Origin of the sequence: Klebsiella sp. 10-1 (assembly GCF_009758445.1) — a bacterium.
Classification (GTDB): domain Bacteria; phylum Pseudomonadota; class Gammaproteobacteria; order Enterobacterales; family Enterobacteriaceae; genus Klebsiella; species Klebsiella scottii.
In genome coordinates this window covers 1,551,255-1,577,399 of record NZ_WQRE01000001.1, presented here as the reverse complement: position 1 = coordinate 1,577,399, position 26,145 = coordinate 1,551,255, and the positions used below count along the sequence as shown (strand labels likewise).

The window sequence follows — 26,145 nt, the reverse complement described above, 5'->3', positions numbered from 1 at the left end:
TTATTTAACTAAACTTCCGTTAATAATTTTCAAAAAATTACAAAAGAGTTAACATATGGAGATATGTTCCGTTTGGTTCGTTTTGCGAGTGTTTCCATGAAAATCCTTTCCGTGCGCACGGTTGCGCTTCCCGCCCTCCTCTTCCCGCTGGTCGCTATGGCTCAGTCCAGCCCTGAAGGCGAGCAGACGATGGTCGTTACCGCTTCCCCGACGACGGTCTCCGAACTCGATACTCCCGCCGCCGTCAGCGTGGTCAACGGCGACGAAATGCGCCAGGCCGCGCCGCGGGTCAACCTTTCCGAGTCGCTGGGTGCGGTGCCCGGCCTGCAGGTGCAAAACCGGCAGAACTACGCTCAGGACCTGCAGCTCTCGATTCGCGGCTTCGGCTCTCGTTCCACCTACGGGGTGCGCGGACTGCGTATTTATGTGGACGGCATTCCGGCCACCATGCCCGACGGCCAGGGGCAAACCTCCAATATCGATATCGGCAGCGTAGACTCGCTGGAGGTTCTGCGCGGGCCCTTCTCCGCGCTGTACGGCAACTCCTCCGGCGGGGTGATTAACGTCACCAGCCAGAGCGGCAGCCAGCCGCCGACCATCGAAGCCAGCAGCTATTACGGCAGTTTCGGTACCTGGCACTACGGCATGAAGGCCACCGGCGCCGTCGGCGACGGTACCCACGCCGGGGACGTCGATTACACCGTCTCGACCAACCGCTTCACCACCCACGGCTATCGCGACCACAGCGGGGCGCGGAAAAACCTCGCCAACGCGAAGCTCGGCGTGCGCATCAACGACGTCAGTAAGCTGACGCTGCTGTTCAACAGCGTGGATATCAAAGCCAACGATGCCGGCGGCCTGAGCTACGATGAGTGGCAAAATAACCCGCGCCAGTCGCCGCGCGGCGATCAGTACAACACCCGCAAATCGACCAGGCAGACCCAGGCCGGTTTACGCTACGAGCGCCAGCTGAGCGAGCGCGACGACCTGAGCGTGATGATGTACGCCGGCGAGCGTGAAACCACGCAGTATCAGTCGATTCCGCGCGCGCCGCAGCTTAACCCGAGCCACGCGGGGGGCGTGATTGACCTCACCCGCCACTATCAGGGCATCAATACCCGCTGGACCCACCGCGGCGAGCTGCTGGTGCCGGTGACCTTTACCACCGGGCTTGATTACGAAACCATGAGCGAGCGCCGCAAAGGGTTTGAAAACTTCGTCATGGTCAACGGCGCGCCGCAGTACGGCGAAGAGGGCAACCTGCGCCGTAATGAACGTAACCTGATGTGGAATATCGACCCTTACCTGCAGACCCAGTGGCAGCTGACGGAGAAGCTCACCCTCGATGCCGGGATGCGCTACAGCTCGGTGTGGTTCGATTCAAACGATTACTACATTACTCCGGGCAACGGGGATGACAGCGGCGACGCCAGCTACCACAAATGGCTGCCGGCGGGTTCACTGAAGTATGCGCTGACCGATGCGTGGAACGTCTACGCTTCCGCCGGTCGCGGCTTTGAAACGCCGACCATCAACGAGCTCTCCTATCGCTCTGGCAACCAGGGCGGCCTGAACTTTGGCCTGCAGCCCTCAACCAACGAGACGTTTGAAATCGGCAGTAAAATGCGGGTCGGTAACGGCCTGTTCACCGCCGCGCTGTTCCAGACCAATACCGATAACGAGATTGTCGTTGACGCCAGCAGCGGCGGACGCACCAGCTATAAAAACGCCGGCAAAACCCGCCGTCAGGGGATGGAGCTGGGGCTGGATCAGCAGTTCGCTGAAAACTGGCGCCTGAAGGCGGCCTGGACCTGGCTGGACGCGACCTACCGAACCAACGTCTGCGATGACGCCAGCTGCAACGGTAACCGCATCCCGGGGATCGCCCGCAACATGGGCTACGCCTCGTTTGGCTATCAGCCGGATCGCGGCTGGTACGCGGGCAGCGATATCCGCTATATGAGCAATATCATGGCTAACGATGAGAACACCGCTAAGGCGCCGTCGTGGACCGTCGTTGGGCTCACCAGCGGCTACAAGTGGAGCTATGGCAACATGGATATGGACGTTTTCGGCCGTATCGACAACCTGTTTGATCGCAGCTACGCCGGGTCGGTGATCGTCAACGAGTCCAACGGCCGCTACTACGAGCCGGCGCCGGGACGTAACTACGGCGTTGGCCTCAACCTCGCCTGGCGATTTGAGTAACACGCCGCAGCCGCCGCCCGGGGAGTCCGCCGGGCGGCGGCGTTAATGTCCCCATTCCGGCCACGGCCTCATCGTCCTGCGTCGCCCAGGCAAGCGCGGACCGGGCGGGAAACCCGCCCGCAGTCGGGAAAATATTCTTCCCTCCTGCCTTCATAATGCGGCGTGCATCACGGTTTGTTTTATCCTCTCTCGTCTGTTGTGCTCCCGGGCGTTACCCTTATCACAAATATCGCCCATAAAAAGGAGCCGCTATGGCACTGCCAATCATCCTTGATTGCGACCCGGGTCATGATGACGCCATCGCTATCGTTCTCGCCCTCGCCTCACCTGAATTTGACGTCAAAGCCATCACCTCCTCCGCCGGCAACCAGACGCAGGAGAAAACCCTGCGTAACGTGCTGCGCATGCTGACGCTGCTGCAACGCCAGGATATTCCGGTGGCCGGCGGCGCGCGTAAGCCGCTGATGCGGGAGCTGATCATCGCTGACAACGTTCACGGCGAAAGCGGGCTCGACGGCCCGGCGCTGCCGGAGCCTGATTTTGCCCCGCAGAACTGTACCGCCGTCGAGCTGATGGCGAAAACGCTGCGCGAAAGCGCGCAGCCGGTGACGATTGTCGCCACCGGCCCGCAAACCAACGTCGCCCTGCTGCTGAATAGCCACCCGGAACTGCACGACAAGATCGCGCGCATCGTGATGATGGGCGGCGCAATGGTGCTCGGCAACTGGCAGCCCGCCGCCGAGTTTAATATCTACGTCGACCCGGAAGCGGCGGAGATCGTCTTCCAGTCGGGTATTCCGGTGGTGATGGCCGGGCTGGACGTCACGCATCGGGCGCAGATTCATGATATGGATATCGAACGTTTCCGCCGGGTCAGCAACCCGGTCGCCACCATCGTTGCCGAGCTGCTCGACTTCTTTATGGAGTATCACAAGGATGCTAAATGGGGATTCACCGGCGCCCCGCTGCATGACCCCTGCACCATCGCCTGGCTGCTGAAGCCGGAGCTGTTCACCTGCGCTGAGCGCTGGGTAGGCGTGGAAACCCAGGGGAAATACACCCAGGGCATGACGGTGGTCGATTATTACTTCCTCACCGGCAAGCAGCCGAATACCACGGTGTTGCTGGATGTCGACCGGGAGGGTTTTGTCGACCTGCTAGCCGAGCGGCTGGCGTTTTATGGCTGAATTTAAAACTCGGAGGAATGGACTGACAATACAACTCGTAATCGGCTGAAAATATTAAATTAAAGGTTAAGGCCGGTCTCTGGATTCCAAAACAACCTTTCCCCGCAGCAGACTGCGGGAAAAGGTTACACTGAGTAATCACCTCTTCCAGAAAGGAAGATCTTCATCCGTCAGCCGGTCAAATTCCTCAACGGGTCTCTTGCTGTCTTCAATTGCGTAGGGTACCTCAGCTCGCCCCAATAGCATGGGAACAAATTCGCCAAGTTCATCATGAAATTTGAGAGTCATTTCATATGCGATATTGAATCCTGTGAAAAATCTACCAAAAAAAGACGCCAAATCATTAGCATTGACATTCCATGATATTTTATCCTTATCGATATCCAGGGCGGAATAAAACTCATTATCCAAGGGAAGCCTGGAAAGTCTTGATTGGATCTCGTCCATTTCTATTTTGGCTTTTTTTATATCTTCATAATTTAACGAACGTTTATAAAGCTTTAACATTATCACAGGATACTCAGTCCCCCAGGCACCGTTTTCAAGAACCTTAAATACTACATTAAAAAAAAGTTCGACATCATCTGAAGAACCTAATCCATAAATGGTTGCAGCACCTAAAACCCCTATTTTCTTCATCATTCTATAAACCTTATATTTGCAGATTTAATGATACCATTAGATTTACTGGCAATATCCTGGATTACTTTAAATCTAATATCAGAAGTCAATACCTGCCCTCTGACATCAATAACCACCTCCTGCACCATTCCCTGAGGTAAGTGCACCTGACGCGCTATGGCCTGCTCCGAAACCTTGTTAATCAAGCCATTAAGATTCGTGGTAATATTATAATTTTTTACCTCTATTGAGCTTAGTTTCCCGAGAACAAAGTCAGGCCTGACACTACCAGAAGTACCATGAGGAACTATACTCCCATTCTTGTAACTGAGCTGCTCACGCCATTCACTCCCTAAATTTTTCCCTGCATCAATTTCAGACTGTCGCCACGTAGGTCTGCGGAGTAAAGCAATCTCATCACTGACGCTGTTAAGAGCCTGAATGGCCTCACCAATTTTACCTTCATTACGCAAAAGGCGCGCTATTTTTGAAGCATTTTTGATTGCCGAGCCAGCCCCTGGCAATAGAGTTACGGCCGCCAGCGTGTAGTCAAGTTTTGTTTCAGCCTCAGCAAATGAACTGATAGTCCCTAGCACCGGCATCATATCAATAAGCAGAAAAGATACTGAGGTTCTGTTATCTATACGCTGCTGTGCCGCTTTATCTCCGTTTTTGGCTGCCTCATAATCAGCTGCAACAGCCGCGACCATTGGCTCAATCAAGTGTTCATCAAAATTATAGCGATAAACCAGTTGAGCGGCATCTGCGCCACTATATGCTCCTGTAGAGCTGTTTGTCACAACTGCACCAGCTAATGAACCAATAACTCTGGCAATCTGTTCATTATTTTCTTTTTGCTGCATGGCATTGAGCAAATCAGCAATCTGTCCCGTTACATCTGCATCATATTTTGGAGCAAACAGCCTGGGATACATAATTACCCCAGCCAGTTCCGCCGCCAGGGCGCCAGCGGCCGCGCCTTTACCGTCACCCCGCCCGATTTCCGCGCTGATGCCGGCCAGCACCGCATGGCTGACCGATTTCCCGGCCACGCCTAACACTTCACCGTTATCCCCAATTAGCCCCGCGCCTTCGGCCTGAACCTGATTACCAATATTAGCCAGCAGGGCGTTAGTCAGGTTGTCCTTAAAGCTGCCACCATTGATGGTGGTGTTCAGGCTGGAGCTGATAACCGACTGACCGGCCACGCGCTGGACAACTTTCCCCCAGTCTTCATTTCTCACCAAAACCGGTAATTTTGCTTTATCGGGCGAAACATCAATATTCATGACTTTATCAAAGCCCGCCAGAGCACCGCCGATAACCATGGAGGTTGCCAGAGATTTAACGGAGCTACTGCTTCCAAGGCTTTTAAGAGTTTTTGACAGATTTCCCTGATTTTCAACGAGCGCAACCGCCGCCTGAGAAACCAGGGATGTCATACCCGCATAGGCTGAGCCATACACTGCCGCGGAAGCCGTTGCTCCCGTAACGCCGGTTGCCGAAACAGCGGTCGTGCCTGCTATCGTCGCAAGACTGGTGCCTGCAGTTACCGCGGCCGCGGCTATCGCAATCACCGCGGCAACGGCCGGATTCAGGCTCTGGCTTTTATAGTTCCAGCTGTCGTAGGCATCCTTGACCTCATTCCACTGTACGTCATTACGGGTGTTCAACCCTTTTAGCCATTCGGTGCCCGGCTGAACGCCGAGGGCGGTAATGGCTCCCTGCAGCGCCTGACCATTTTTGGTTTTAACATCAGCACTGATGCCGCTTGCCGCATCCACCGTCAGCTTACCGCCGGCATAAACGGAAGGCAGGACCCATTTTCCTTCGCTGTAGCCCTTATTTGCCTGTTTAATATAAAAGCCTTTCGAGGTGCTGACGGTCTGCTCGAAGGTCGTATTCTTCACCGCCAGGAAATTAACTTTCCCGTTGGTACTGGTCAGCGTCGCATTTTTCCCCGCCTCGATTTTACTGGCTTCATAGGTACTGTCATCGCGACTCAGCAGGTTAAGATTGCCTCCGGCGGTAAACTCAGTCACCCGATTGGTGGTCGTATGCTTTGTCTGCTTAACCGTCGTTTTCTGTCCCCACCATTTCCGTTTGGTGGTTTGCTTCTCATAATGACTGGACTCTTCCATAGCCTGGGCATATAGCCAGCCGCCTTTCGCCGCCACGTCCATCGCGCCTTTCGCCAACAGTCGCGATGCCTGGAACAGAATACTGCCGCCCGAAATCACCGTCAGGGCGCCACCCGCATTAAGCGTCACACCGGTCTGGCTAACGGTTTCCGTCCAGGTGTTCCCTGACTCCCGATAAACGGTCCCCCGAGCGGACTGAAACTGCATATTCCCGCCGGAGGTCAGCGTGATATTGCCGTTCGATGTCAGGGTGCTGCCGTTAGCCTGAATACCGCCGTTTGCCGCCAGGGTGATGCTCTTCGCGCCGTGCAGACGGGTCAGTACATTAAGCTCATCTCGATTATTGTCATTGCCGCTGTCCGTCACGCCATAGCCGTATGCTCCAAGCCAGATAAGCCTCCCCGCCTGCAAGGTCGCCGTTTTCCCGGCCGAAATATCTGCCCCCTGTAGGCCGATATCTGCCGCTGAGCTAATGAGCAGGTTACCCCCGGCTTTCAGGCGGCTGCGTAACTCGGGTATCCGGTTGTCCGGGAATAAATCGCTGTAACGGTCGCTGAAGGACCGCATATTCAGGTCAGTATTTGCGCCTGACGTGAGACTAATATTGCCCCCAGCGTCAAGGCTGGCGCCATTGAGGTACAGATGTTTTCCGCTAAGCGTAATATCACCCGAGGCGCGCAATGAATCCGCGGGTAGCATTCGGTTAAACAGCTCCTGTTTGCGTTCCCGGGTCAGGTTATAGCCCGGGCGCATATGGTCCAGCATCGCTTCATTTTTATCCAGCGAGACATATCCGCCGGCAACCAGAGAAATGTTCTGACTCTGAACCGGAAGACGCGTATTCCTCAGCAGAATATTGCCACCAGCAGAAATTGACAGTTCCTTACTGGCTTCAATACTCCCTAGCCAACGGGCGCCATCGGCATGGAAATAGTTCGGCTGTTCACTGGTGTGCGAGTTCACGTCGCCAGTACGGCTGACGAGAGTGATATTCTGCCCCTTAAGTTCACTTTGCCATGAGTCGATATTAGCGCCAGCTAAAATAGAAATATCCTTGCCTGCAGTAAGTAGCGCCAGTGCCACTTTAGTGAAGGTATCGGACTGGAGTGTAATATCACCCGTCGCTTTCATAACATCAGTGGTAATAATGCTACCTGCATGCAGCAGGATATTTTTGGCGGTGATGGTGTCTGGGCGCGTTATAACGCCGGAATACGGCACGTTTGTGGGAGAAGGTTCATTACTCTCAATGCGCGCTGAAAAATCAGCAACGAGATTACCACCAGCGCTGATACGGGAAACCAGTAGTCTGCCTGGGGTCCAGTCTGTTGTCTCTCCGTTATGGCGGAATTTTAGCACTTCCTTACGATGAAACGCTCCGCCACCTGTGGCACCGCCCTCAGGCTCAGGGGTAAGACTGTCAACATAGGGATTTTGTTCATAGGTAAGAAACTTACCCAGAGTACCTTCGAAACGATTTTCACTGACAAGGCTGCGGCCGGTAAGCACCGCATCTCTGCCTGCTGATATATCCCCTAGGCGGTTAATCAGGTCGCCGGCATTGAGATAAAGATTATTTCCTGCACTGATAACCGCTCGGGCACCTTCCGTCTGCACGGTATAGTGTTGCTTTTCTGTCTGGAGGAAAGTCATATTTTTGAAATCAACACTTCCAAACCACTTATCTGGCTCACCTGCCTCCATCTCTCCCACTACATGCCCGATCCCCTGGCCAAGATTTCCCACAAATACAGGGTGCCAGCCCAGGCGGGAATTGGATACCTGTGCTGTCGTGGGTCGTTCGGTCCTGATAAGCGTGTCTACCTTGCTGATAGTGTTTTCCAGCCGTTCCGTACGGATGACCAGGTCACCGGTATTGGTCTGAATACGTGCAGAGCGATTCTCCACCAGAGTCGCTTTATTACCCTGCGCATCCTTCTGTATCCACAGATTGTTGTTGCTGTGCAGGGCCGCGCCCTCGCCGGTGTTACGCACCGTGGAGGCAAACACCCGCATATCCCCGTGAGCCGTGGTACCGCTGCGGTTATCCACTGTTGTGGCCGCCAGCGTCATATCGCGCTCTGCCCGTACGCTGCTTCCGGCTGGTGTGACGATCTCCCGGCCGCTGACGTTCAGGTCTGTCTGCGCTTTGACGTTGCTGAGGGTGATTTTTCCGGCCGCCGTCAGGGATATATCCCGCTGGGTTGAGGTAACGCTGTTCAGATTAACCCCCACCCCGTCTTCGGTGGCGACAAGACGAATTTTCCCGGCGTACATACCGCCCAGCGCCTTCGTATCAACAGCCAGCTGAGGTTTCGCCCCCTCCCCGGCAACAGGTTTTACCGTGCCATCGTTAAAACTGACCTGGTTCGCCCCCAGGGTCATGGTGAGGGTTTTCGCGTTAATTTTTCCATTCAGCTCAGTTGCCCGGCTGATAATATCAACATACTCCGCGCTATTTCCGTCGAGGCCATTGCTGCCGATAATCACTGAGCCTTTCTTAACGGCTAATGCATCCAGCGCCCCTTGTTTATCGAACTGCGGCTTGCCGGTGGTCAGGGTAACCGAAGGCGCGTTAATAAATCCGCAACCATCGCAGGTAATACCGTTCGGGTTGGCTATCATTACGCCAGCTTTATTACCAAAAACTTCCAGCTTGCCTTTTAACTCTGAGCGGTTGCCGCTGGTCACCTCGTTGATAATGAGTTCAGCCGGTTTGCCTTTTAATCTGCTGTTACCGTTGTCAATGGTGACGCCCAGCTGGGTTTTTCCGCCCTGCGTCGCGTTATTTAACACGGCACCGGGGCCCCCCACGTTGAAATCCTGATAGGTGTTATGCGAAATGCCGACACCGTTTGGCGTGGCGATGTTCACCACCGGTACGTTGCCGGGCTTGATGACAACCTGAGTATTCCCGTTGGCTGCAACGATGCCGGCGGCAATTGCGGGATGTAAAGGCTGAACGGCGGTAAGGTAGATCAACAGCCAGCTGGCGCCCCTGGCCAGCGGATGGGCAAGCTTATCCATATCTGAACATCCTTTTATTCTGGAGCCAAAGGGCCCCTGCTATGTGCCGGCAGTTAAAGTGAAACGGTGGCCTGCCAGTAAACCACCTGTTTATCCGGGTTAAGTCGGTCGGGATACGATAGCGGCATGGCAAAGGTCAAAGATTGGCTGAGCCAGCGGCCTGCCAGCTCCAGTCCGAGGGAGGTCCCCGTCAGCGTGCCGCCATCGGTTATCCCTTTCTGGCTCACCACATGTCCGGCATCCAGCGCCCCCGTTGCTGACAACGTGCCGATGCCGGGAATGGTCATCCATTGCCATGTCAGTTCATTACGCCAGTAGCCGCCGCGGTTGCCGCTGAGATATTGTTCTTTAAATCCTCTGACCGAGTACTGCCCGCCAACGGACAACTGCTCGCTGGCATAAAGGCGATCGGGCGTGGTTTGTCCATATGCGGACGTCAGCCAGTACAAAGAGGGCGTGAGGGGATAAAACCAGCTGGTGCTCAGGCTAAAGCGGCGGAATTCACTGCGCGGTAGCTCAGGATGAGCGGGGTCGTCGCGGGTGGCTCCGGCGAGGCTCAGGCCATGTGAAAGCGACGGGCCGACCGTCAGGTAGCCATTACCGAGACTACGACTGTAGCTGAGCCCAGCGGCTACGCTGGTCAGCGTTGGACTGCTGACGCCGAGACGTACGTCTCCCAGGCGATTCTCCGTTTCCCGGCGAGAAAAGGCCATATCCGCCGCCATCCGCTGTTTCCCGTCACGCCATAGCGTTCGGCTAACCGCCAGACGCTGAGTCTGGACGGTCCCGTCGTACCGCCAGCGAGAGCTCGAATCGCCAACGGATAACGTTTGATAAAAATCAGACCAGCCGTATTGTGCGCTGAACAGCCAGTATCCGTAAGGTACTGTGACTCCGGCCTGAAGGTTACGGCTACGGCGGTCATGATGAAACTCGCTGTCCCTGCCTGCGGATAGCATCCATTGATCCGCCAGGCTGAGCGGATTATCTACGGTCAGCTGAGCATTCATCTGTCTGCTGCCGGTACTTTTTTGCCCGCTATTATCAGCCCCTAAGCTCAGGCTCACCGGCAAATGATGGTCAGTCCCGATCAGCTCTACCCGGGAAAACCCCTCTCCACTCCCGGGAAGAATATCTATGGTCAGGGCCCTGGAACGCAGACGATTAAGCTGATCAAGTCCCTGCTCAAGGTCCCGCAGATTCAGAATCCGACCTTCGGCCTGCGGGAACGCCATCCTGAGGGCGTTATCCTGACTGCCGGCAAGGGTGATGGTTTCTACTTTTCCTTCAGTGACTTCAATCAGCAGAAGCCCACCAGAAATATCCTGTTCCGGCAGCCAGGCGTGAGAGGTAATGAAACCGCGGGAGAGATAGGCCTGAGTGATATCGCGGACGCGTAACTGAATGTCCTGCAGGGACATACATCCTTTTGCCGGCACTGATGTCAGCGTCTTCAGCGCATCGCGAGGCAAAACCGTGCTGCCCAGCAGGCGGATTTGCTTAAGAGCAAAACATGGACCTTTTTCAGCCGACAAACTCTTATCCGCTGAAAGCTGTATGGGCGTGCTGTTTCGGAGCGCCTCTCGTTGCTGCTGAGTATGGTCCAGCAGAGCCTTCTGCTGTTGCTCAATAGCGCTCTGGTCGGCCGGACTCAAAGGTGCCGCTGACAGAGCAAAAGGTATGAGTAACGGTGCAACAAAAAACCAAAGACGGCGAGCGGCAGGCAATAATGTCAGCATCAAAAACTCCATTTTTTGAAATGTTGCGACATTAAATGTAATATTTTGTAATTAAATGTCCATTAAAAATTCAATATTGTGCATCCGTACTCATCTGAAAAACAGGCATGGCGCGTTACGGTTAGCCACTGAAGTAACGTATTCACGTTCGCGGAAGAAAGATAAGACAGGATATTTAACAAAGAGATGAGTTAAGGAAAACCCCGGATAGGGCGCGCCAGGGCTGGCGCTTGCAGATCGCCGCCCCGGCGCTCGACGCCGCCGGGGCATGATGTATTACTCGTCTGGCGAAACCCGGACCACGACTTTACCGAAGTTCTCGCCCTTCAGCAGGCCGATCAGCGCGCGCGGGGCGCTCTCCAGGCCGTCGATTTGCTGCTCGCGGTACTTAATTTTACCTTCCTGCACCCAGCGCCCCATCTCCTGCTGGAACTCGGCGATACGGTGGCCGTAATCCTGGCCGATAATAAAGCCCTGCATCCGAATCCGTTTTTTCAGCAGCGTGCCCATCAGCAGCGGCAGACGGTCCGGGCCGTCGGGCAACGCGGTCGCGTTGTAGCCGCTGACCAGGCCGCACACCGGCACCCGCGCCGAGGTATTAAGCAGCGGCAGCACCGCATCGAACACCTTGCCGCCAACGTTTTCATAGTAAACGTCAATGCCCTGCGGGCAGGCCTGCGCCAGCTGTTCGGCAAAATCAGGCGCGCGGTGATCGAGGCAGACGTCAAAGCCCAGCGTCTCGACCGCGTAGCGGCATTTCTCACTGCCGCCGGCAATACCGACGGTGCGGCAGCCTTTGAGCTTAGCAATCTGCCCTACCGTTGCGCCCACCGGCCCGGTGGCGGCAGCGACCACCAGCGTCTCGCCGGCCTTCGGCTGCCCAATATCCAGCAGCCCCATATAGGCGGTAAAACCAGGCATGCCTAGCAGGCCGAGCGCCCAGGATGGATGCTCCGGCTGTGCGCCTAGCTTCACCAGCCCGCTGCCGTCGGACAGCTCATAATCCTGCCAGCCGCCGTAGCCCAGCACCCACTCTCCGGGGGTAAAGTCAGCATGATTTGACGCGACAACCCGGCTCACCGTGCCGCCCACCATAACCGCGCCGATGGCGACCGGCGGCGAGTAGGACGGAGCATCGCTCATGCGGCCGCGCATATAGGGATCTAAAGAGAGAAACACGGTGCGTAACAGCACCTGTCCCGGACCCGGAGACGGCACATCGCCCTCTTCCAGACGAAAGTTTTCTCCGGTCGGCTCGCCGTGTGGACGAGAAGCCAGCACCCAGCGACGGTGACGTTGCGAATTAAAAGCCATAGCAAACTCCTCTTTTAAAGACCTGTACTGAGGCTAGCCGCAATTATCAGCGCGCGCATTGGCATTATGAGGCAGATTGATTCAGCCTCACGACCAGATAGATGCAGGAAGTGGCGGATTCATTGATAAAACGGCAGTCGTTCGGCGGCCCCAGCTCCAGGCAATCTCCCGCCTGCATTTCATGACGCGTGGCGCCCTCAACAAAGACCAGCTCGCCCTGCTGCAGCCAGATCAGCTGGCGCGCCAGGGCATAGGAGGCTGCGGGCATCGGGACATCGCTACCGGCGGGAAGCTCCACCTGCACCAGATCGATAGGCAGGTCGCTGCGCGGCGAGACGTGACGGCGCAGATAGTGGCTCTGCGGATCGCGCCACACCGGCTGGTTGGCAAAACGCAGCAGCTTGCCTTCCTGCATCTCCGCGCGGGCGATCAGCGTCGACATACTGATGCCAAAGGCGCCGGACAGACGCCCCAGCATCGACGCCGTCGGGCTGCTCTCACCGCGTTCGATTTTGTGGATCATCGCCCGCGATGCGCCGGCCCGTTCCGCCAGCTCGCTCAGAGACCAGCCTCGGGACTCCCGTTCGATGCGAATGCGGGCGCTGATGCGCTGATTGATGTTGTCTTCGATAGTATTCATAGCGTAGTACTATAGTGTATGAAATGCGGCGTAACAAGGTGGTGAAAGTGAAGCTGTTTCTACGGCTCTGATTCCCTCCATCCGCTTGTCGTAGCGCCCTGGCGTACCTTAGTAAAAAATTTTGCCTAAAACAGATGACAGCATTGCGTACATTATTGTAATAATATCGTACTACTATAGTGTACGAAACTTGAGGTTTGCTATGACCATCCGCTATGCCTGTAAAGAGGATTGTGCGGCGATTGCCGGGATCTACAACCATGCGGTGCTGCACACCGCCGCTATCTGGAATGATAAAACCGTCGACACCGATAACCGCATTGCCTGGTTTGAAGCGCGCCAGATAGCCGGTTTCCCGGTGCTGGTGAGTGAAGAGGACGGCGTGGTGACCGGGTATTCATCCTTTGGCGACTGGCGCACATTCGACGGCTTTCGCCATACCGTCGAGCATTCGGTCTACGTGCACCCCGATCACCAGGGAAAAGGGCTTGGCCGTACCCTGCTCGTGGCGCTGATTAAAGAGGCCCGCCGCCTGAAGAAACACGTGATGGTCGCCGGAATTGAGGCGCAGAACCACGCCTCGCTGCATCTCCATGAAACCCTCGGTTTTGTGACCACCGGCCAGATGCCGCAGGTCGGCACCAAATTCGGCCGCTGGCTGGATCTGACCTTTATGCAGCTCCAGCTCGACGATCGCCGCGATCCGGATCCCGACGCATGAACCAGTCGCTGACGCTGGCCTGCCTTATCGCCGCCGGGATCGGGCTGGTGGTGCAGAATACGCTGATGGTGCGAATCACCCAGTCTGCCTCCACAATCCTGATTGCGATGCTGCTTAATTCGCTGGTCGGGATTGTAATCTTCGTCACTATTTTGCTCCTGCGTCACGGCGCGGCGGGCGTTCATGAGCTGGCGGAAAGCGTGAAGTGGTGGACGCTGATTCCGGGTTTGCTGGGGTCATTTTTTGTCTTTGCCAGCATCAGCGGATACCAGAACGTCGGCGCGGCGACCACCATTGCGGTGCTCATCGCCAGCCAGCTGGTCGGCGGCCTGATCATCGATTTAGTGCGCGCCCACGGAGTGCCGTTTCGCGCACTGGTGGGGCCGCTTTGCGGAGCGGCAATGCTGGTGGCAGGCGCCTGGCTGGTTGCCAGACGCCAGTTCTGACGCGGATATCAGAGGATAGATCCACCCTTGGTCAACTGCTCACGCCGCCCTTCCTGCTCTTCCTGGTGCTGGCGTCCATGATGAGCAATCGTGGTGCGTAAACGCTGCTGCTGGATATAGCGATCGTCGCGATCCAGCCCGGCGTCATCGCTAAGTTCGATCAGCAGCTCGTTCATGTGGGTAATCACCCCTTCGGCAATCGCCGCGTCCACGCGGGCGATAACCTCATCCAGATGTGCCATCCTGCTCTCCTTTCGGCTTAATTCAGTTTTACCTTTGAAAAATCGCTGCCCATCAGGCTCACGCTATAGCCGCTGACGTTGCTGCGCGTGGCATAGAAGGTTTTTCCCGTCGCCAGGGTGATCCACGGCGCCTGCTGATAAAAAATCTCCTGCGCCTGGCCGTACAGCTTCGCCCGCGCCTGCGGATCGCTGACCAGAAGCGCTTTCTTCACCAGCGCGTCGTAGGACTTGTCGCACCAGCGGGCGACGTTAGAGCCGGTTTTGATGTTATCACAGCTCAAAAGCGTCCCGGCAAAGTTGTCCGGATCGCCGTTATCCGACATCCAGCCGAACAGAGCGCTATCGTGTTCGCCTTTGCGCATCCCGGCGAGATATTCGCCCCACTCATAGGTGACGATTTTGGCCTTAACGCCGACCTTGCTCCAGTCGCTCTGAATCATCTCCGCGATGCGGCGGGAGTTCGGGTTATAAGGCCGCTGAACCGGCATCGACCACAGGGTTACCTCTGCGCCATTTTCCAGCCCCGCCTGCTTGAGCAGCGCTTTGGCCTTCTGCGGATCGTAGTCGTAGTCCGGGAGATCTTTCTTATAGCCGAGCATATTGGCCGGCAGCGGCGATTTCGCCACGGAGCCGGAATCCAGGAACACCGCTTTAACGATCGCCTGCTTGTCGGTCGCGTAGTTCAGCGCCTGACGCACCAGCAGATTATCGAACGGTTTTTTCTCGGTGTTAAACGCCAGATAGCCGACGTTCAGCGCTTCGACCGAGTGCAGCGCCAGATCCTTATTGCCTTTGATCACCGGGAACTGTACCGGTGAAGGCGCCGGAATAATCTGGCACTCATTGGTTTGCAGCTTCGCCAGCCGCGTCTCAACGTTTGGCGTGATCGAGAAGATCAGATGCTTTGTCGGCACCTCGCCTTCCCAGTAATGCGGGTTGGCAATATAGCGGATCTGTGAATCCACCTTATACTGCTGCAGCGCGTACGGGCCGGTACCAATAGGCCAAGTATCGACATACTCCGGCGTGCCTTTTTTCAGCATCGCGTCGCCATACTCCGCAGAGAGAATTGAGGCGAAATCCATCCCCCAGTCGGCGAGGAACGCCGCATTCGGCTCCGCCAGTACGAACTGGACGTGATAATCGTCAAGCTTTTTAACCTCTTTGATCAGCTTATCCAGCCCGACGTCGTGGAAGTACTCGTAGCTGCCCTGGGAAACGTTATGGTACGGATGTTTTGCATCCTGCTGGCGCAGCACCGAGAAGAGCACGTCATCGGCGTTGAAATCGCGGGTCGGCTTGAAGTATTTGTTGCTGTTGAACTGCACGCCTTTACGCAGGGTAAAGGTCCAGGTTTTGCCATCCGGCGAGACGGTCCAGTCGGTAGCCAGCGAAGGAACCGGCGTGTTTTTCTGCGGGTCGAACGTAATCAGGCGGTTGTAGAGCACCTGCGAGCTGGCCACAAACGAGGGACCGGAACTGGCAATCTGCGGGTTGAAGGATTCCGGAGAGGCTTCGGAGCAGTAGACCAGCGTATCGTTACCGGCCGCCCAGGACGCAGCGGCTGGCAGCAGCAGTGCGCCGAGCGCCAAAGCAAGACGTGTTTTCCCTGTAGACATGGTTATAAACCTTATAAATTTGTTATATGCCCTCTAATAACAGCACAGCAGGAATCAACCGGCAAATAATCAATCGGTATCAGGTTATGCTGAAAACGCCGTTTTTGCCGATTTATTCAACACTCGCCGCCTTTTTGCACCATTTAATCGGCTGAAGTTGTGAACTGCCTAAAAAGCCTGAAAAAAATCGTGCGATAACCGCCCTCCCGGCCCCCCGTCGTCTCCCTGCCCGGTACACTCGGAAAAACAGCAAAAGATGAGGTTCCACCGATGAGCTTAACCTGTAGCCTGTACACCAACGGCCAGTGGCACGACGCTGACGACGGCGCCACCTTTACCCGCAGCCATCCGCTGAACGAAGCGGCGGCCTCCACCGCTTCCGCCGCAAGCCTCGCCGACGCCCGACGCAGCGTTGAGGCCGCGGCGGCCGCATTTCCACAGTGGCGCGATACCTCCCCTGGCGAACGCCGTCGCCTGCTGCTGAACGCCGCCGAACAGATGCTGCTGCGCGAAGCCCGGTTTATCGCCACTATGGCGGCGGAAACCGGCGCAACGGCCCACTGGTCCGGTTTTAACGTCCATCTGGCCGCCGATATTCTGCGCGAAGCCGCCGCGCTCACGACCCAGATTGAGGGGCAGATAGTGCCGTCGAACGTGGTGGGGAATCTGGCGATGGCCGTGCGTCAGGGCGCCGGCGTCGTCCTCGGAATGGCGCCGTGGAACGCGCCGCTGATTCTGGCGACGCGGGCGATTGCCACCCCCCTGGCCTGTGGCAATACGGTGATCCTCAAGGGCGCCGAGCTGTCGCCCGCCTCTCAGGGATTAATTATTGAGGCCCTCGCCGCTGCCGGATTCCCGGACGGCGTTATCAATTATCTGACCTGCGCGCCTGCGGAGGCGCCGGCGTTAGTCGAATCGCTGATCGCCCATCCCGCGGTGCGTCGGATCAATTTTACCGGCTCAACGCCGGTGGGCAGGATCATTGCCCGCACCTGCGGTCAGCATCTGAAGCCTGCGGTGCTCGAACTGGGCGGGAAAGCCCCGCTGCTGGTGCTCGATGACGCCGATCCTGAACAAGCGGCGGCGGGCGCCATATTTGGCGCTTTCGCCAACGCCGGGCAGATCTGTATGTCAACCGAACGTATTATCGTCGACCACGCGATTGCCGATGAGTTTGTCGCGCTTATCAGCCGCCGCGCGGCGAGCCTACCCGCAGGTTTGATCGGGCCGGTTGTCGATATGAAGACCGTCACGCGCTGCAATGCGCTGATTGACGATGCGCTGGCAAAAGGCGCCCGGCTGTTAAGCGGCGGCAAGGCCACGTCCGTGCAGATGGCCGCCACCCTGCTGGATGGCGTCACGCGCGACATGCGCATCTGGAGCGAGGAGTCGTTTGGACCGGTGAAGGCGATTATCCGCGTCGGCGGAGAAGAGGAGGCGCTGGCCGTCGCGAATGAGAGCGAATATGGGCTTTCGTCGGCGGTATACAGCCGCGACAGCGCCCGGGCATGGAACGTCGCGCAGCGCTTACAAACGGGGATTTGCCACATTAACGGCCCCACCGTTCACGATGAGGCCCAGATGCCGTTCGGCGGCTGCAAATCCTCCGGCTACGGGCGCTTCGGCGGGCGCGCAGGCGTTGCCGAATTTACCGAACTACGCTGGATAACAATGCAAATGCAGCCTCGCGAACTGCCTTTTTAACCCTAAGGGCAGCGCGCGTTGTTCGCCTCAGCAGCGGCTGGCGATCGCGGCCGCCAGCGCGGCAGGATTTTCCCAGGCCATCGAGTGCCCGGCGTCGGGCACAACCCGCAGCATAATCCCTTCCGCGACGGCGTCCTCGGCTTCCTGTGCCGGAAGCGACAGCTCGCCATAGATAAGCGTCTTCGGACAGGTGAGCTGGCAAAAAAGGGTAAACCATGATGGCGTTACGCCGCAGACCAGGCTGGCGGCCCCTCTCCAGACGGCCCAGGAGGCGCTGTTCTGCAGGCACCCAGCCCAGGGCGAAGATTCCGCCGCCAGCATGTCGGCATAGCCTCCGGCGACAAACTTCGCTTCCGTCTGCGCGGCAATCGCCCGGCTGTATACCCCACCGCCGGCGTACAGATTGGGCTCGGCCACCAGCAGCGCAAGCACGCGTTCGCCTAACTGTACAGCCGCTTCAATGGCAATACTGCCGCCCATGCTATGGCCGTACAAATAGCAGCGCGACAGCTGCAGGTGGTCAAGGAGTTCTACCACCACCTGCGCCTGTTCCGTGGTACTGTAACCAAACTCAACGGGTTTATCGCTATAGCCGTAGCCAGGTAGATCGATAAGCACGACCCGGCGCCCGCTCAGCGCGGGATCGGCAGCCACTCGAGGATAATCGTACGAGGAGGCGCATCCCAGACCGTGGATAAACACGATCGGATCGCCGCTACCGGGCAGATCGAGCCAGCGCACGGTGGCGCCGGCCAGAGAGGAGAAGAAACCGTTCATAGATAAGCTCCCGTTAATTGAACTGTGTTTTTATACAGTCATTATTAACGGATGCCAACGCTTTCTTCGTCTCAGAATGTCTCAGAATAGAGAAATAAGGAGCGCGGTCGGAAAGCTAAACGGCCAGGTTGCGCCGATCAGCAGCGCCGCCAGCAGGCGAATCAGGCGACTTTCTTTGGTTAAAAACCAGCTGATAACTGCGCAGATAAATCCCATCACCGCATAAAAAATCAGCATCTTTTGATATAGGGTCATTCTTAGTCCTTCCCTGAAACGCCTTTACGACGCGCCTCTTTCAGCAGCGGAAAGCGGGCCAGAGATTAATACATGACAAAGTAAAATACTGCGCGTAGCCAACAGAAAACGCCCGATTCATCCTTGTCTGATAGCACATCCTTTGACCTCGTACTATACCTGTAGAGGCTTACTCATAAAGGTGGCGTTATGGATGTTTCCAGCAAAACCGTAATTCTGATTAATGTCGGCGCAGCATTTGCGCTTATTAGCCTGCTATCCGTTCGTTTTGGTTGGTTTTACTGATTTTTTCTCAGCAAAGAAACCTAAAAAAGCAGCCTTAAAGGGCTGCTTTTTTACGATTTAATAGCGACCGTACGGGTCGTGTCCACCTGGGACGTAGCCTGCAACACGGCAGTAGCCTTGAGGTTATCAGGGTTATACTCCGGCAACGGATTGACCTTTTCGCTATCCCATTCAGCGGAGAGACAAACGGCTTCACTCGCCCCCTGCTTTTCACAATCCAGAACGCGCTGAGCGGGCAAATTTCCATAGAGAATGGCGGTAGCGGTAGCCACCAGCAGAAAAAATGCTATGTTTTTCAAAACAAAATCAACTTCACAGTAACAAATTATGACAAATGTTCGCATGGCCGCCCCGCCAAAGTCAAACGCCAAACGACCTCCCACATTCAATAGATACAAATTTTATCTAACCATTAACATTAATTAAACATTAACTTTAATTAATAAAGTGAGTGCGACGAAATAAATCTGAAATACATTTCGGCAATACTGCCGGGACTCTTGAAAAGGGAGTCCGGGCCCGAGCATGGCCTGGCAAATAGCACCATAAACAGAATGGATATAGTTTATGCCGGCGCGAAGAAAATAAATTAACCTTACTTCTTCAGGAAAACGATCCTCCGCTGCTACAAATCCACCATCTGCCGTCAGGAAGTATCAGATTATGCTTAAAAAATCAGCATAAACTCACGTCTACAGATAACTAACAATAATGTATGACGAAGAGTTCTATTAGCGGAAAATGCGATACTTCTTAAATCTCGTGCTGCTGGCAGAACGGTAATCATGCCGACAACCCCATGCTTGGTGCGGCCTTAGGCCGATCCTTACTCTCCCAGGCTGGCGGCACTTCATTTGAAAGAGAACAAATACTATTTGCGTTATCTCAAGGATGAATTTACATTCATAAACATTGGTTATGAATACTTTTTCTGTTGCTCATTTTAAATTTGAGGTGGAATATGTCCGGGATTGCCGTGCTTATTGTGGCGTTAATATTACTGGTTATCGCAGTTTATAACCTTATTTCTTACGTGCGTGAACGCCGCCAGTCAAGCTTACCGAGTAAAAAGAATAAACGCTAGGCTAATGCATTTATCTACCTGAATAGTATCGGCAATAGCGAAAAATTTATTTACCATTCTCATCTTGTGCGTATTAGCTCGCGCGCTTAGCTGCGTCAGGGCGTTACAGCGATGTAACCTCTGTCGAAACCGATGGTGTAGACCGCCCCCTTCCCTGCCCATGCTGCCCGCTTCTGTTATTTCCGCGTTAACGCTGCCGCCTGCTGCATGGGCAAAAAAAGCCCCTGCACTATTAGTTAGTGCAGGGGCGGGGATATTTGCGAGCCCCATCCGGCGCTTATCTCCGGCACTCATCATGGCTTAGCTCTTGAAGGGGCATAAGAATATTCTCATATCAGCCGCCTTCTGTCTTAGCAATTCCTGCCATCGATGATTATTAGCAGGCTAACCTGATTGCAGGGTGATTATTGCGCTGCATAGTCAATCCCGCTGCTGTCGCCATCTCTATGAGCATGTGCCGCCGAATGATTCACGGCCGCTGCAATTCTCAGAACAGATCCCCCTCCTCTAAACCCGTTCTGGTACCGGTGATAGATTCTCCCGGCCCGGCAGGAAACACTTACTGGAACGTAGAAGCGGCGATAAAAAAGTCGGCGGAAGGATGCGCCTCGGCTGGGATATTCATCTATGACGCCACTGATTGCCAGATACCGCCGCCGACGGGCCTGAACGCGCTCCGTCGGCGGCATGCTGCGTTTAGTGTTTTATCATCACGTGGCGCACGACGGTGTAATCCTCCAGGCCATACATCGACATATCCTTCCCGTAGCCCGACAGCTTTTGCCCGCCGTGCGGCATTTCGCTCACCAGCATAAAGTGGGTATTCACCCAGGTGCAGCCGTACTGCAGGCGGGCGCTAAGACGGTGCGCTCTGCCAACGTCCCGGGTCCACACCGACGAGGCCAGACCGTACTGCGAATCATTGGCCCAGGCCAGCGCCTGCTCCTCATCGCTGAACGCGGTGACGCTCACTACCGGACCAAACACCTCGCGCTGGACAATATCATCCTCCTGCTTCGCCCCGGCCAGCAGCGTCGGCTGGTAGTAGTACCCCTTCCCTGGCGCCTTGCTGCCGCCGGTCACCACTTTGATGTGCGCCAGCGCGCGCGCGGCATCAACGGCGGCGCTCACCCGCTCCAGATGCGCCTGCGAGCTAACCGGCCCCAGCTCCGTCGCGGCATCTTCCGGCGGGCCGATTTTCAGGCTGGCAACCGCCGCCCCCAGTTTCTCCACCAGCTGGTCGTAAATGCCCTGCTGGGCGTAGATGCGGCAGGCGGCGGTACAGTCCTGGCCGGCGTTATAGAAGCCGAAGGTCCGCACGCCCTCAACGACCGCATCAATATCCGCATCGTCAAAGACGATCACCGGCGCCTTGCCGCCCAGCTCCATATGCGTACGCTTAATCGAGGAGGCCGTATGGCCAATAATATGCGCCCCGGTGGCTATCGACCCGGTCAGCGATACCATCCGCACCTTATGATGGCCGGTCAGCGGATCGCCCACGGTTTTACCTCGGCCAAACAGTACGTTGATGACTCCAGCCGGGAAAATATCTTTTGCCAGCTCGGCCAGCTTCAGCGCCGTCAGCGGCGTGATCTCTGAAGGCTTAATCACCACGCAGTTCCCCGCCGCCAGCGCCGGAGCCAGCTTCCAGGCCGCCATCATCAGCGGATAGTTCCACGGCGCGATGGAGGCCACCACCCCAACCGGGTCACGGCGGATCATCGAGGTGTGCCCTTCCAGGTACTCACCGGCCGCCATCCCCGGCAGGCAGCGCGCGGCGCCGGCAAAGAAGCGAAACACATCCGCCACCGCGGGCAGCTCGTCGTTAATCACGCAGTGCAGCGGTTTGCCGCAGTTCAATGACTCCAGTTTGGCGAGGGTTTCCGCATGCTCGGTAATCACCTCCGCCAGCTTGAGCAGGCACTCCGCGCGGGTTTTCGGCGTAGTCTGGCTCCAGCCGACAAAGGCCAGATCCGCCGCCTCAACCGCCGCATCCACCTGGGCCGCCGTCGCCTCCGCAATCTCCAGCAGCGCTTCGCCATTAGCAGGATTGAATACCGGCACCAGTTCGCCTTCACCCGCCACTAATTCGCCGTTGATCAAAAGGTTATGTTGCATAGTATTATCCTGTACACGTCAGTTATTTGCCGTTTTCAGCGCTTATGTCGCCGTCACGGGTTAGCCACCAGGCCCCTAAAATCGGAATGGTCGTCACCAGCATCACCAGCAGAGCGACAACGTTGGTTATCGGTACATCGCGCGGGCGTCCCAGCTGATTCAGCAGCCACAGCGGAAGCGTGCGCTCGTGCCCGGCGGTAAAGGTGGTGACGATAATTTCATCAAACGACAGCGCGAACGCCAGCATTCCCCCGGCCAGCAGCGCCGACCCCAGGTTGGGTAACACCACGTAGCGGAAGGTCTGCCAGCCCGTCGCCCCTAAATCCATCGACGCCTCCACCAGGCTCCAGGAGGTCCGGCGAAAGCGGGCGATAACGTTGTTAAATACCACCACCACGCAGAAAGTGGCGTGCCCCACCACGATGGTGAAGAGACCCGGTTCGAGGTTAATCGCCTTAAACGCCGTCAGCAGCGCCAGGCCGGTAATGATCCCCGGCAGCGCGATGGGCAACAGCAGCAGCAGCGACACGGCGTTCTTGCCAAAAAAGGCGCTGCGCCACAGAGCCCCTGCAGCCAGCGTGCCAAGTACCAGCGCGATAGCGGTCGATAGCGCGGCAATCTTCAGTGACAGTGTCACCGATTCGATAATGTCGCCCCGCCCGGCCGCTTCGCTAAACCAGCGCAGCGTCAGGCCCTGCGGCGGAAAGCTAAAGGCGGCGTCTTCGGTGTTAAAGGCGTACAGGGCAATGATCAGCAGCGGGAAATGCAGGAAGATCACCCCGCCCCAGGTCGCGACTTTCAGAAACAGCGGTGCGCGTTCAGAGTGCATCAAACGCTCCCAGGCGTTTAACAAACGCCAGATACAGGGCAATCAGGACTATTGGCACGAGGGTAAACGCTGCCGCCATCGGCATATTGCCAATCGCCCCCTGCTGGGAATAGACCATATTGCCGATAAAAAAGCCCGGCGGCCCCACCAGCTGCGGCACGATAAAATCGCCCAACGTCAGCGAGAAGGTAAAAATCGACCCGGCGGCAATGCCGGGGATAGCCAGCGGCAGCACCACATAGCGAAAGGTTTGCCGCGGCCGGGCGCCGAGATCGGCCGACGCCTGCAGCAGCGACGCCGGTATGCGCTCCAGCGCCGCCTGCACCGGCAGGATCATAAACGGCAGCCAGATATAGACAAAGACCAGGAAGCGGCCCAGCCCCGAAGTCGACAGCGTATTGCCGCCCACCGCCGGGATCGCCAGCAGCAGATTCAGCGCGCCTTCCACCCCAAGATGGCGCAGAAACCACTGCGCCACGCCATCTTTTGCCAGCAGCAGCGTCCAGGCGTAGGCCTTAACGATATAGCTGGCCCACATCGGCAGCATCACGGCAATATAGAAAAATGCCTTCATTTTGCCGCTGGTGTAGCGGGCCATATACCACGCCATCGGCAGGGCCAGAACAGCGCTGGCCAGCGTGACCGTCAGCGCCATCACCAGAGTACGGATAATAATGTCGTAGTTGGCCGGGTTGAATAGCGCCTTGAGATTAGCCAGCGTCAGGTCGGTAGTGACCGACATGGTGAAGTCGTCGAAGGTATAGAAGCTTTGCCACAGCAGCGTCAGCAGCGAGCCCAGATAGACGATGCCAAACCACATCAGCGGGCCGAGCAGCAGCAGAAACAGCCCCAGCGACGGCCGGCGCCAGAAAAGCCCCGACAGGCGGCCGGAGGGAGCGTTCGCGATAAGCGTTGCCATATCAGCCACCGTTATCCAGAGGGACCATCGCCGCCCGCGACCAGGACGCCAGCACCCGCTGTCCCGCCTGCGGGGCGCTCAGCGCCGCGCCGCCGTCGCTATTCGCCTGGCTCACCAGCAGCCGGTCGCCGTCGGCCAGCCTTAGCTCGATTCGCGTTGCCGCGCCCTGATACTGCACCGCCTGCACCACGCCCTCGACCTGAACCTCTCCGCCGCCGTGCAGCCGGATATGTTCCGGACGCAGCGACCAGCTGCCCGGCATACCGCACAGCCGGGCGGAAAGCTCGGCGTCAAAGACGTTGGCCGTGCCGACAAACCCGGCAACGAAGGCCGTTTTCGGGCGCAGGTAGAGATCGTGCGGCGCGTCGACCTGCTCGATGCGCCCGTGATTGAACACCGCCACCCGGTCGGACATCGACAGCGCTTCGCTCTGGTCGTGGGTGACAAAAATAAAGGTGATCCCCAGCGCCTGCTGCAGCTTTTTCAGCTCCAGCTGCATCTGCTCGCGCAGCTTTAAATCCAGCGCCCCCAGCGGCTCATCCAGCAGCAGCACCCGCGGCTCGTTCACCAGCGCGCGGGCAATCGCTACCCGCTGCCGCTGGCCGCCGGAAAGCTGGGACGGTTTGCGCGCATGGACAAAGTCAAGGGCCACCTTCTCCAGCGCCTGCTGGGCGCGGCGGTGGCGCTCTTTTTTAGCGATTCCCTTCACCATCAGCCCGTAGGCGACGTTATCGAGGATCGACATATGGGGAAACAGCGCGTAGTCCTGGAAGACGGTATTGACGTCGCGCTGCCACGGCGGCAGCTCGCTGGCCTGCCGGCCAAAAATGGTAATCTCCCCGCCGGAAAGCTGTTCAAAACCGGCAATCAGCCGCAGGCAGGTGGTTTTGCCGGAGCCGGACGGCCCCAGCATTGAGAAAAACTCGCCGTCGCGGATGGCAATGCTTACGCCATCCACCGCGCGCACGTCGCCATACAGCCGCGAGACATTATGAAACTCTACCGCATACGTCATTTCATGCCTCCGGCCGGTCAACGGCCGCCCATAATCGCGATATAGTCCTGGGTCCAGCGGCTGTAAGGGACGAACTTGCCGCCTTCCGCAATCGGGGTCTTCCAGAAGGCGATTTTGGCGAACTGGTTATAGCCGTTGGTTTCGCAGCCTTTGTCTCCCAGCAGCGGGCTGGCTTTACAGCCCTGCGGCACCACCGGCAGCGAGCCGAACCACGCCGCCACATCGCCCTGAACCTTCGGCGTCAGCGACCAGTTCATCCATTTGTAGGCGCAGACCGGATGCTTAGCGTCACTGTGCAGCATGGTGGTATCCGCCCAGCCGGTCACTCCCTCTTTCGGGAAGACGGTGGCGATGGGCTGGCCTTCGCCTTTGAGCCCGTTGGCCTGATACGGCCACGCGCTGGAAGCCACCACGCCTTCGTTTTTAAAATCGCTCATCTGCACGGTGGTGTCATGCCAGTAGCGGTGAATCAGCCCCCGCTGGTCGCGCAGCACCTTCAGGACCGCCTGATACTGGGCCTCGGTAAGCTGGTAGGGGTCGGTAATACCGAGCTGCGGCTGGGTGGCTTTGACAAACAGCGCCGCGTCGGCGATATAGATCGGGCCGTCGTAGGCCTGAACCCGTCCCTGGTTGCTTTTACCGTCGCTAAGATTTTGTTTTACAAACACCACGTTCCAGCTATCCGGCGGGGTCGGGAACACTTTGGTGTTGTACATCAGCAGGTTTGGCCCCCACTGGTATGGCGTACCGTAGACTTTACCGCCCACGTTGAACCAGGCGCCTTTCTCCACCCGCGGATCGAGCGTCTTCCAGTTGGCGATCAGCGCCGGGTTAATCGGCTGCACGCGTTTCCCCATAATCAGGCGCAGCGACGCGTCGCCGGAAGCGGTCACCAGGTCATAGCCCCCTTTCGCCATCAGGCTGACCATCTCATCTGAGGTGGCGGCGGTTTTCACATTCACCTGGCATCCGCTCTCTTTTTCAAACTGGGTGACCCAGTCATAGTTTTTATCCGTCTGACCGCGTTCGATATATCCCGGCCAGGCGATGATATCGAGCCGGCCCTCGCCTTTATCCAACGAGGTCGGCGGCTCGGCGGCCTGCGCGGTCAGGAAGGCCATACCCAGCACACACAGGCTGCCACGGGCAATTTTTTTGCTCATCGGGTGTTACTCCTGTCACAACAAAATTAGCGGCAGCCGTGCCGTAAAAATATCTCCCTTAATAACAGTAGACGGCGTGCTATGCCCC

At 56.9% G+C, this 26,145-nt stretch carries 22 protein-coding genes; 7 read left to right on the top strand and 15 right to left on the bottom strand.

What is annotated here, in order from left to right:
- Positions 1-96 precede the first annotated feature (96 nt).
- Positions 97-2,208, top strand: coding sequence for a TonB-dependent receptor PqqU (gene pqqU, locus GO007_RS07485; protein ID WP_157349091.1), 2,112 nt, complete (start codon positions 97-99; stop codon positions 2,206-2,208).
- 251 nt (positions 2,209-2,459) lie between these two features.
- A complete protein-coding gene (gene rihA, locus GO007_RS07480; RefSeq protein WP_095097573.1) occupies positions 2,460-3,395 on the top strand; it encodes a pyrimidine-specific ribonucleoside hydrolase RihA in 936 nt (311 codons plus the stop codon).
- Positions 3,396-3,533: 138 nt separating this feature from the next.
- Here rihA and GO007_RS07475 read toward each other — a convergent pair whose 3' ends face one another.
- The 5 genes from GO007_RS07475 to GO007_RS07455 all read right to left on the bottom strand — a co-directional run bounded on the left by GO007_RS07475 (position 3,534) and on the right by GO007_RS07455 (position 12,877).
- Entirely contained in the window at positions 3,534-4,037 is a 504-nt protein-coding gene (locus GO007_RS07475) for an Imm70 family immunity protein (protein ID WP_095097570.1), read from the bottom strand.
- The gene (locus GO007_RS07470) at positions 4,034-9,184 is read right to left on the bottom strand and encodes a DUF637 domain-containing protein (RefSeq protein WP_095097567.1); all 5,151 of its coding nucleotides are present in this window, start codon (positions 9,182-9,184) and stop codon (positions 4,034-4,036) included. The genes GO007_RS07475 and GO007_RS07470 overlap by 4 nt, the downstream gene beginning before the upstream one ends.
- Positions 9,185-9,237: 53 nt before the next feature.
- On the bottom strand, positions 9,238-10,923 hold the full coding sequence (locus tag GO007_RS07465; protein ID WP_095097564.1) for a ShlB/FhaC/HecB family hemolysin secretion/activation protein: 1,686 nt from the start codon (positions 10,921-10,923) through the stop codon (positions 9,238-9,240).
- A gap of 276 nt (positions 10,924-11,199) precedes the next feature.
- Complete coding sequence (locus GO007_RS07460) at positions 11,200-12,237, bottom strand: NADP-dependent oxidoreductase (RefSeq protein ID WP_095097561.1); 1,038 nt, start codon at positions 12,235-12,237, stop codon at positions 11,200-11,202.
- Positions 12,238-12,301: 64 nt separating this feature from the next.
- The gene (locus GO007_RS07455) at positions 12,302-12,877 is read right to left on the bottom strand and encodes a helix-turn-helix domain-containing protein (protein ID WP_095097557.1); all 576 of its coding nucleotides are present in this window, start codon (positions 12,875-12,877) and stop codon (positions 12,302-12,304) included.
- A gap of 202 nt (positions 12,878-13,079) precedes the next feature.
- Between GO007_RS07455 and GO007_RS07450 the strand changes: the two genes are divergently transcribed.
- Both GO007_RS07450 and GO007_RS07445 read left to right on the top strand, forming a co-directional pair.
- Positions 13,080-13,598 (top strand): GNAT family N-acetyltransferase, encoded by a 519-nt coding sequence (locus tag GO007_RS07450; protein WP_095097554.1) that lies wholly within the window; start codon positions 13,080-13,082, stop codon positions 13,596-13,598.
- Complete coding sequence (locus GO007_RS07445) at positions 13,595-14,044, top strand: DMT family transporter (RefSeq protein WP_095097551.1); 450 nt, start codon at positions 13,595-13,597, stop codon at positions 14,042-14,044. The genes GO007_RS07450 and GO007_RS07445 overlap by 4 nt, the downstream gene beginning before the upstream one ends.
- Positions 14,045-14,052: 8 nt before the next feature.
- Here the strand turns inward: GO007_RS07445 and GO007_RS07440 are convergent, their stop codons facing one another.
- A complete protein-coding gene (locus GO007_RS07440) occupies positions 14,053-14,286 on the bottom strand; it encodes a YdcY family protein (RefSeq protein ID WP_095097548.1) in 234 nt (77 codons plus the stop codon).
- A gap of 17 nt (positions 14,287-14,303) precedes the next feature.
- Entirely contained in the window at positions 14,304-15,905 is a 1,602-nt protein-coding gene (locus GO007_RS07435; RefSeq protein WP_095097545.1) for an ABC transporter substrate-binding protein, read from the bottom strand.
- A gap of 270 nt (positions 15,906-16,175) precedes the next feature.
- On the opposite strand from GO007_RS07435, the gene GO007_RS07430 reads away from it, so the two are divergent.
- Positions 16,176-17,609, top strand: coding sequence for an aldehyde dehydrogenase (locus tag GO007_RS07430; protein WP_095097542.1), 1,434 nt, complete (start codon positions 16,176-16,178; stop codon positions 17,607-17,609).
- A gap of 27 nt (positions 17,610-17,636) precedes the next feature.
- Here GO007_RS07430 and GO007_RS07425 read toward each other — a convergent pair whose 3' ends face one another.
- Complete coding sequence (locus tag GO007_RS07425) at positions 17,637-18,386, bottom strand: alpha/beta fold hydrolase (protein ID WP_095097539.1); 750 nt, start codon at positions 18,384-18,386, stop codon at positions 17,637-17,639.
- A gap of 81 nt (positions 18,387-18,467) precedes the next feature.
- Positions 18,468-18,641 (bottom strand): GhoT/OrtT family toxin, encoded by a 174-nt coding sequence (locus GO007_RS07420; protein WP_095097536.1) that lies wholly within the window; start codon positions 18,639-18,641, stop codon positions 18,468-18,470.
- Positions 18,642-18,830: 189 nt separating this feature from the next.
- Between GO007_RS07420 and yncL the strand changes: the two genes are divergently transcribed.
- Positions 18,831-18,926, top strand: a complete 96-nt coding sequence (yncL, locus tag GO007_RS07415) for a stress response membrane protein YncL (RefSeq protein ID WP_071844919.1) — start codon at positions 18,831-18,833, stop codon at positions 18,924-18,926.
- A 50-nt stretch (positions 18,927-18,976) separates the two neighbouring features.
- On the opposite strand, the gene GO007_RS07410 is transcribed toward yncL, so the two are convergent.
- Positions 18,977-19,297 carry a hypothetical protein gene (locus tag GO007_RS07410; protein WP_223261761.1) on the bottom strand — a complete coding sequence of 107 codons (321 nt, stop codon included), beginning with the start codon at positions 19,295-19,297 and terminating at the stop codon, positions 18,977-18,979.
- Between the two features lie 590 nt (positions 19,298-19,887).
- Between GO007_RS07410 and GO007_RS07405 the strand changes: the two genes are divergently transcribed.
- On the top strand, positions 19,888-20,010 hold the full coding sequence (locus tag GO007_RS07405; RefSeq protein ID WP_095097533.1) for a small membrane protein: 123 nt from the start codon (positions 19,888-19,890) through the stop codon (positions 20,008-20,010).
- A gap of 696 nt (positions 20,011-20,706) precedes the next feature.
- Here GO007_RS07405 and patD read toward each other — a convergent pair.
- Genes patD through ydcS form a run of 5 tightly spaced genes read right to left on the bottom strand, consistent with a single transcriptional unit; the run spans position 20,707 to position 26,057 of the window.
- Entirely contained in the window at positions 20,707-22,131 is a 1,425-nt protein-coding gene (patD, locus tag GO007_RS07400; RefSeq protein ID WP_095097530.1) for an aminobutyraldehyde dehydrogenase, read from the bottom strand.
- Positions 22,132-22,153: 22 nt separating this feature from the next.
- Positions 22,154-22,960: an ABC transporter permease gene (locus tag GO007_RS07395; RefSeq protein WP_095097527.1), complete on the bottom strand. Its 807-nt coding sequence runs from the start codon at positions 22,958-22,960 to the stop codon at positions 22,154-22,156.
- Complete coding sequence (locus tag GO007_RS07390) at positions 22,950-23,879, bottom strand: ABC transporter permease (protein WP_095097524.1); 930 nt, start codon at positions 23,877-23,879, stop codon at positions 22,950-22,952. The genes GO007_RS07395 and GO007_RS07390 overlap by 11 nt, the downstream gene beginning before the upstream one ends.
- 1 nt (position 23,880) lies before the next feature.
- A complete protein-coding gene (locus GO007_RS07385; RefSeq protein WP_095097521.1) occupies positions 23,881-24,894 on the bottom strand; it encodes an ABC transporter ATP-binding protein in 1,014 nt (337 codons plus the stop codon).
- Positions 24,895-24,911: 17 nt separating this feature from the next.
- On the bottom strand, positions 24,912-26,057 hold the full coding sequence (ydcS, locus tag GO007_RS07380) for a putative ABC transporter substrate-binding protein YdcS (protein ID WP_095097518.1): 1,146 nt from the start codon (positions 26,055-26,057) through the stop codon (positions 24,912-24,914).
- Between the last annotated feature and the right edge of the window lie 88 nt (positions 26,058-26,145).

Bases quoted from the DNA above. Each gene is read 5' to 3' on its own strand.
- pqqU (WP_157349091.1), top strand. From the start codon at position 97: ATGAAAATCCTTTCCGTGCGCACGGTTGCGCTTCCCGCCCTCCTCTTC.
- rihA (WP_095097573.1), top strand. From the start codon at position 2,460: ATGGCACTGCCAATCATCCTTGATTGCGACCCGGGTCATGATGACGCC.
- GO007_RS07475 (WP_095097570.1), bottom strand. From the start codon at position 4,037: ATGATGAAGAAAATAGGGGTTTTAGGTGCTGCAACCATTTATGGATTA.
- GO007_RS07470 (WP_095097567.1), bottom strand. From the start codon at position 9,184: ATGGATAAGCTTGCCCATCCGCTGGCCAGGGGCGCCAGCTGGCTGTTG.
- GO007_RS07465 (WP_095097564.1), bottom strand. From the start codon at position 10,923: ATGCTGACATTATTGCCTGCCGCTCGCCGTCTTTGGTTTTTTGTTGCA.
- GO007_RS07460 (WP_095097561.1), bottom strand. From the start codon at position 12,237: ATGGCTTTTAATTCGCAACGTCACCGTCGCTGGGTGCTGGCTTCTCGT.
- GO007_RS07455 (WP_095097557.1), bottom strand. From the start codon at position 12,877: ATGAATACTATCGAAGACAACATCAATCAGCGCATCAGCGCCCGCATT.
- GO007_RS07450 (WP_095097554.1), top strand. From the start codon at position 13,080: ATGACCATCCGCTATGCCTGTAAAGAGGATTGTGCGGCGATTGCCGGG.
- GO007_RS07445 (WP_095097551.1), top strand. From the start codon at position 13,595: ATGAACCAGTCGCTGACGCTGGCCTGCCTTATCGCCGCCGGGATCGGG.
- GO007_RS07440 (WP_095097548.1), bottom strand. From the start codon at position 14,286: ATGGCACATCTGGATGAGGTTATCGCCCGCGTGGACGCGGCGATTGCC.
- GO007_RS07435 (WP_095097545.1), bottom strand. From the start codon at position 15,905: ATGTCTACAGGGAAAACACGTCTTGCTTTGGCGCTCGGCGCACTGCTG.
- GO007_RS07430 (WP_095097542.1), top strand. From the start codon at position 16,176: ATGAGCTTAACCTGTAGCCTGTACACCAACGGCCAGTGGCACGACGCT.
- GO007_RS07425 (WP_095097539.1), bottom strand. From the start codon at position 18,386: ATGAACGGTTTCTTCTCCTCTCTGGCCGGCGCCACCGTGCGCTGGCTC.
- GO007_RS07420 (WP_095097536.1), bottom strand. From the start codon at position 18,641: ATGACCCTATATCAAAAGATGCTGATTTTTTATGCGGTGATGGGATTT.
- yncL (WP_071844919.1), top strand. From the start codon at position 18,831: ATGGATGTTTCCAGCAAAACCGTAATTCTGATTAATGTCGGCGCAGCA.
- GO007_RS07405 (WP_095097533.1), top strand. From the start codon at position 19,888: ATGTCCGGGATTGCCGTGCTTATTGTGGCGTTAATATTACTGGTTATC.
- patD (WP_095097530.1), bottom strand. From the start codon at position 22,131: ATGCAACATAACCTTTTGATCAACGGCGAATTAGTGGCGGGTGAAGGC.
- GO007_RS07395 (WP_095097527.1), bottom strand. From the start codon at position 22,960: ATGCACTCTGAACGCGCACCGCTGTTTCTGAAAGTCGCGACCTGGGGC.
- GO007_RS07390 (WP_095097524.1), bottom strand. From the start codon at position 23,879: ATGGCAACGCTTATCGCGAACGCTCCCTCCGGCCGCCTGTCGGGGCTT.
- GO007_RS07385 (WP_095097521.1), bottom strand. From the start codon at position 24,894: ATGACGTATGCGGTAGAGTTTCATAATGTCTCGCGGCTGTATGGCGAC.
- ydcS (WP_095097518.1), bottom strand. From the start codon at position 26,057: ATGAGCAAAAAAATTGCCCGTGGCAGCCTGTGTGTGCTGGGTATGGCC.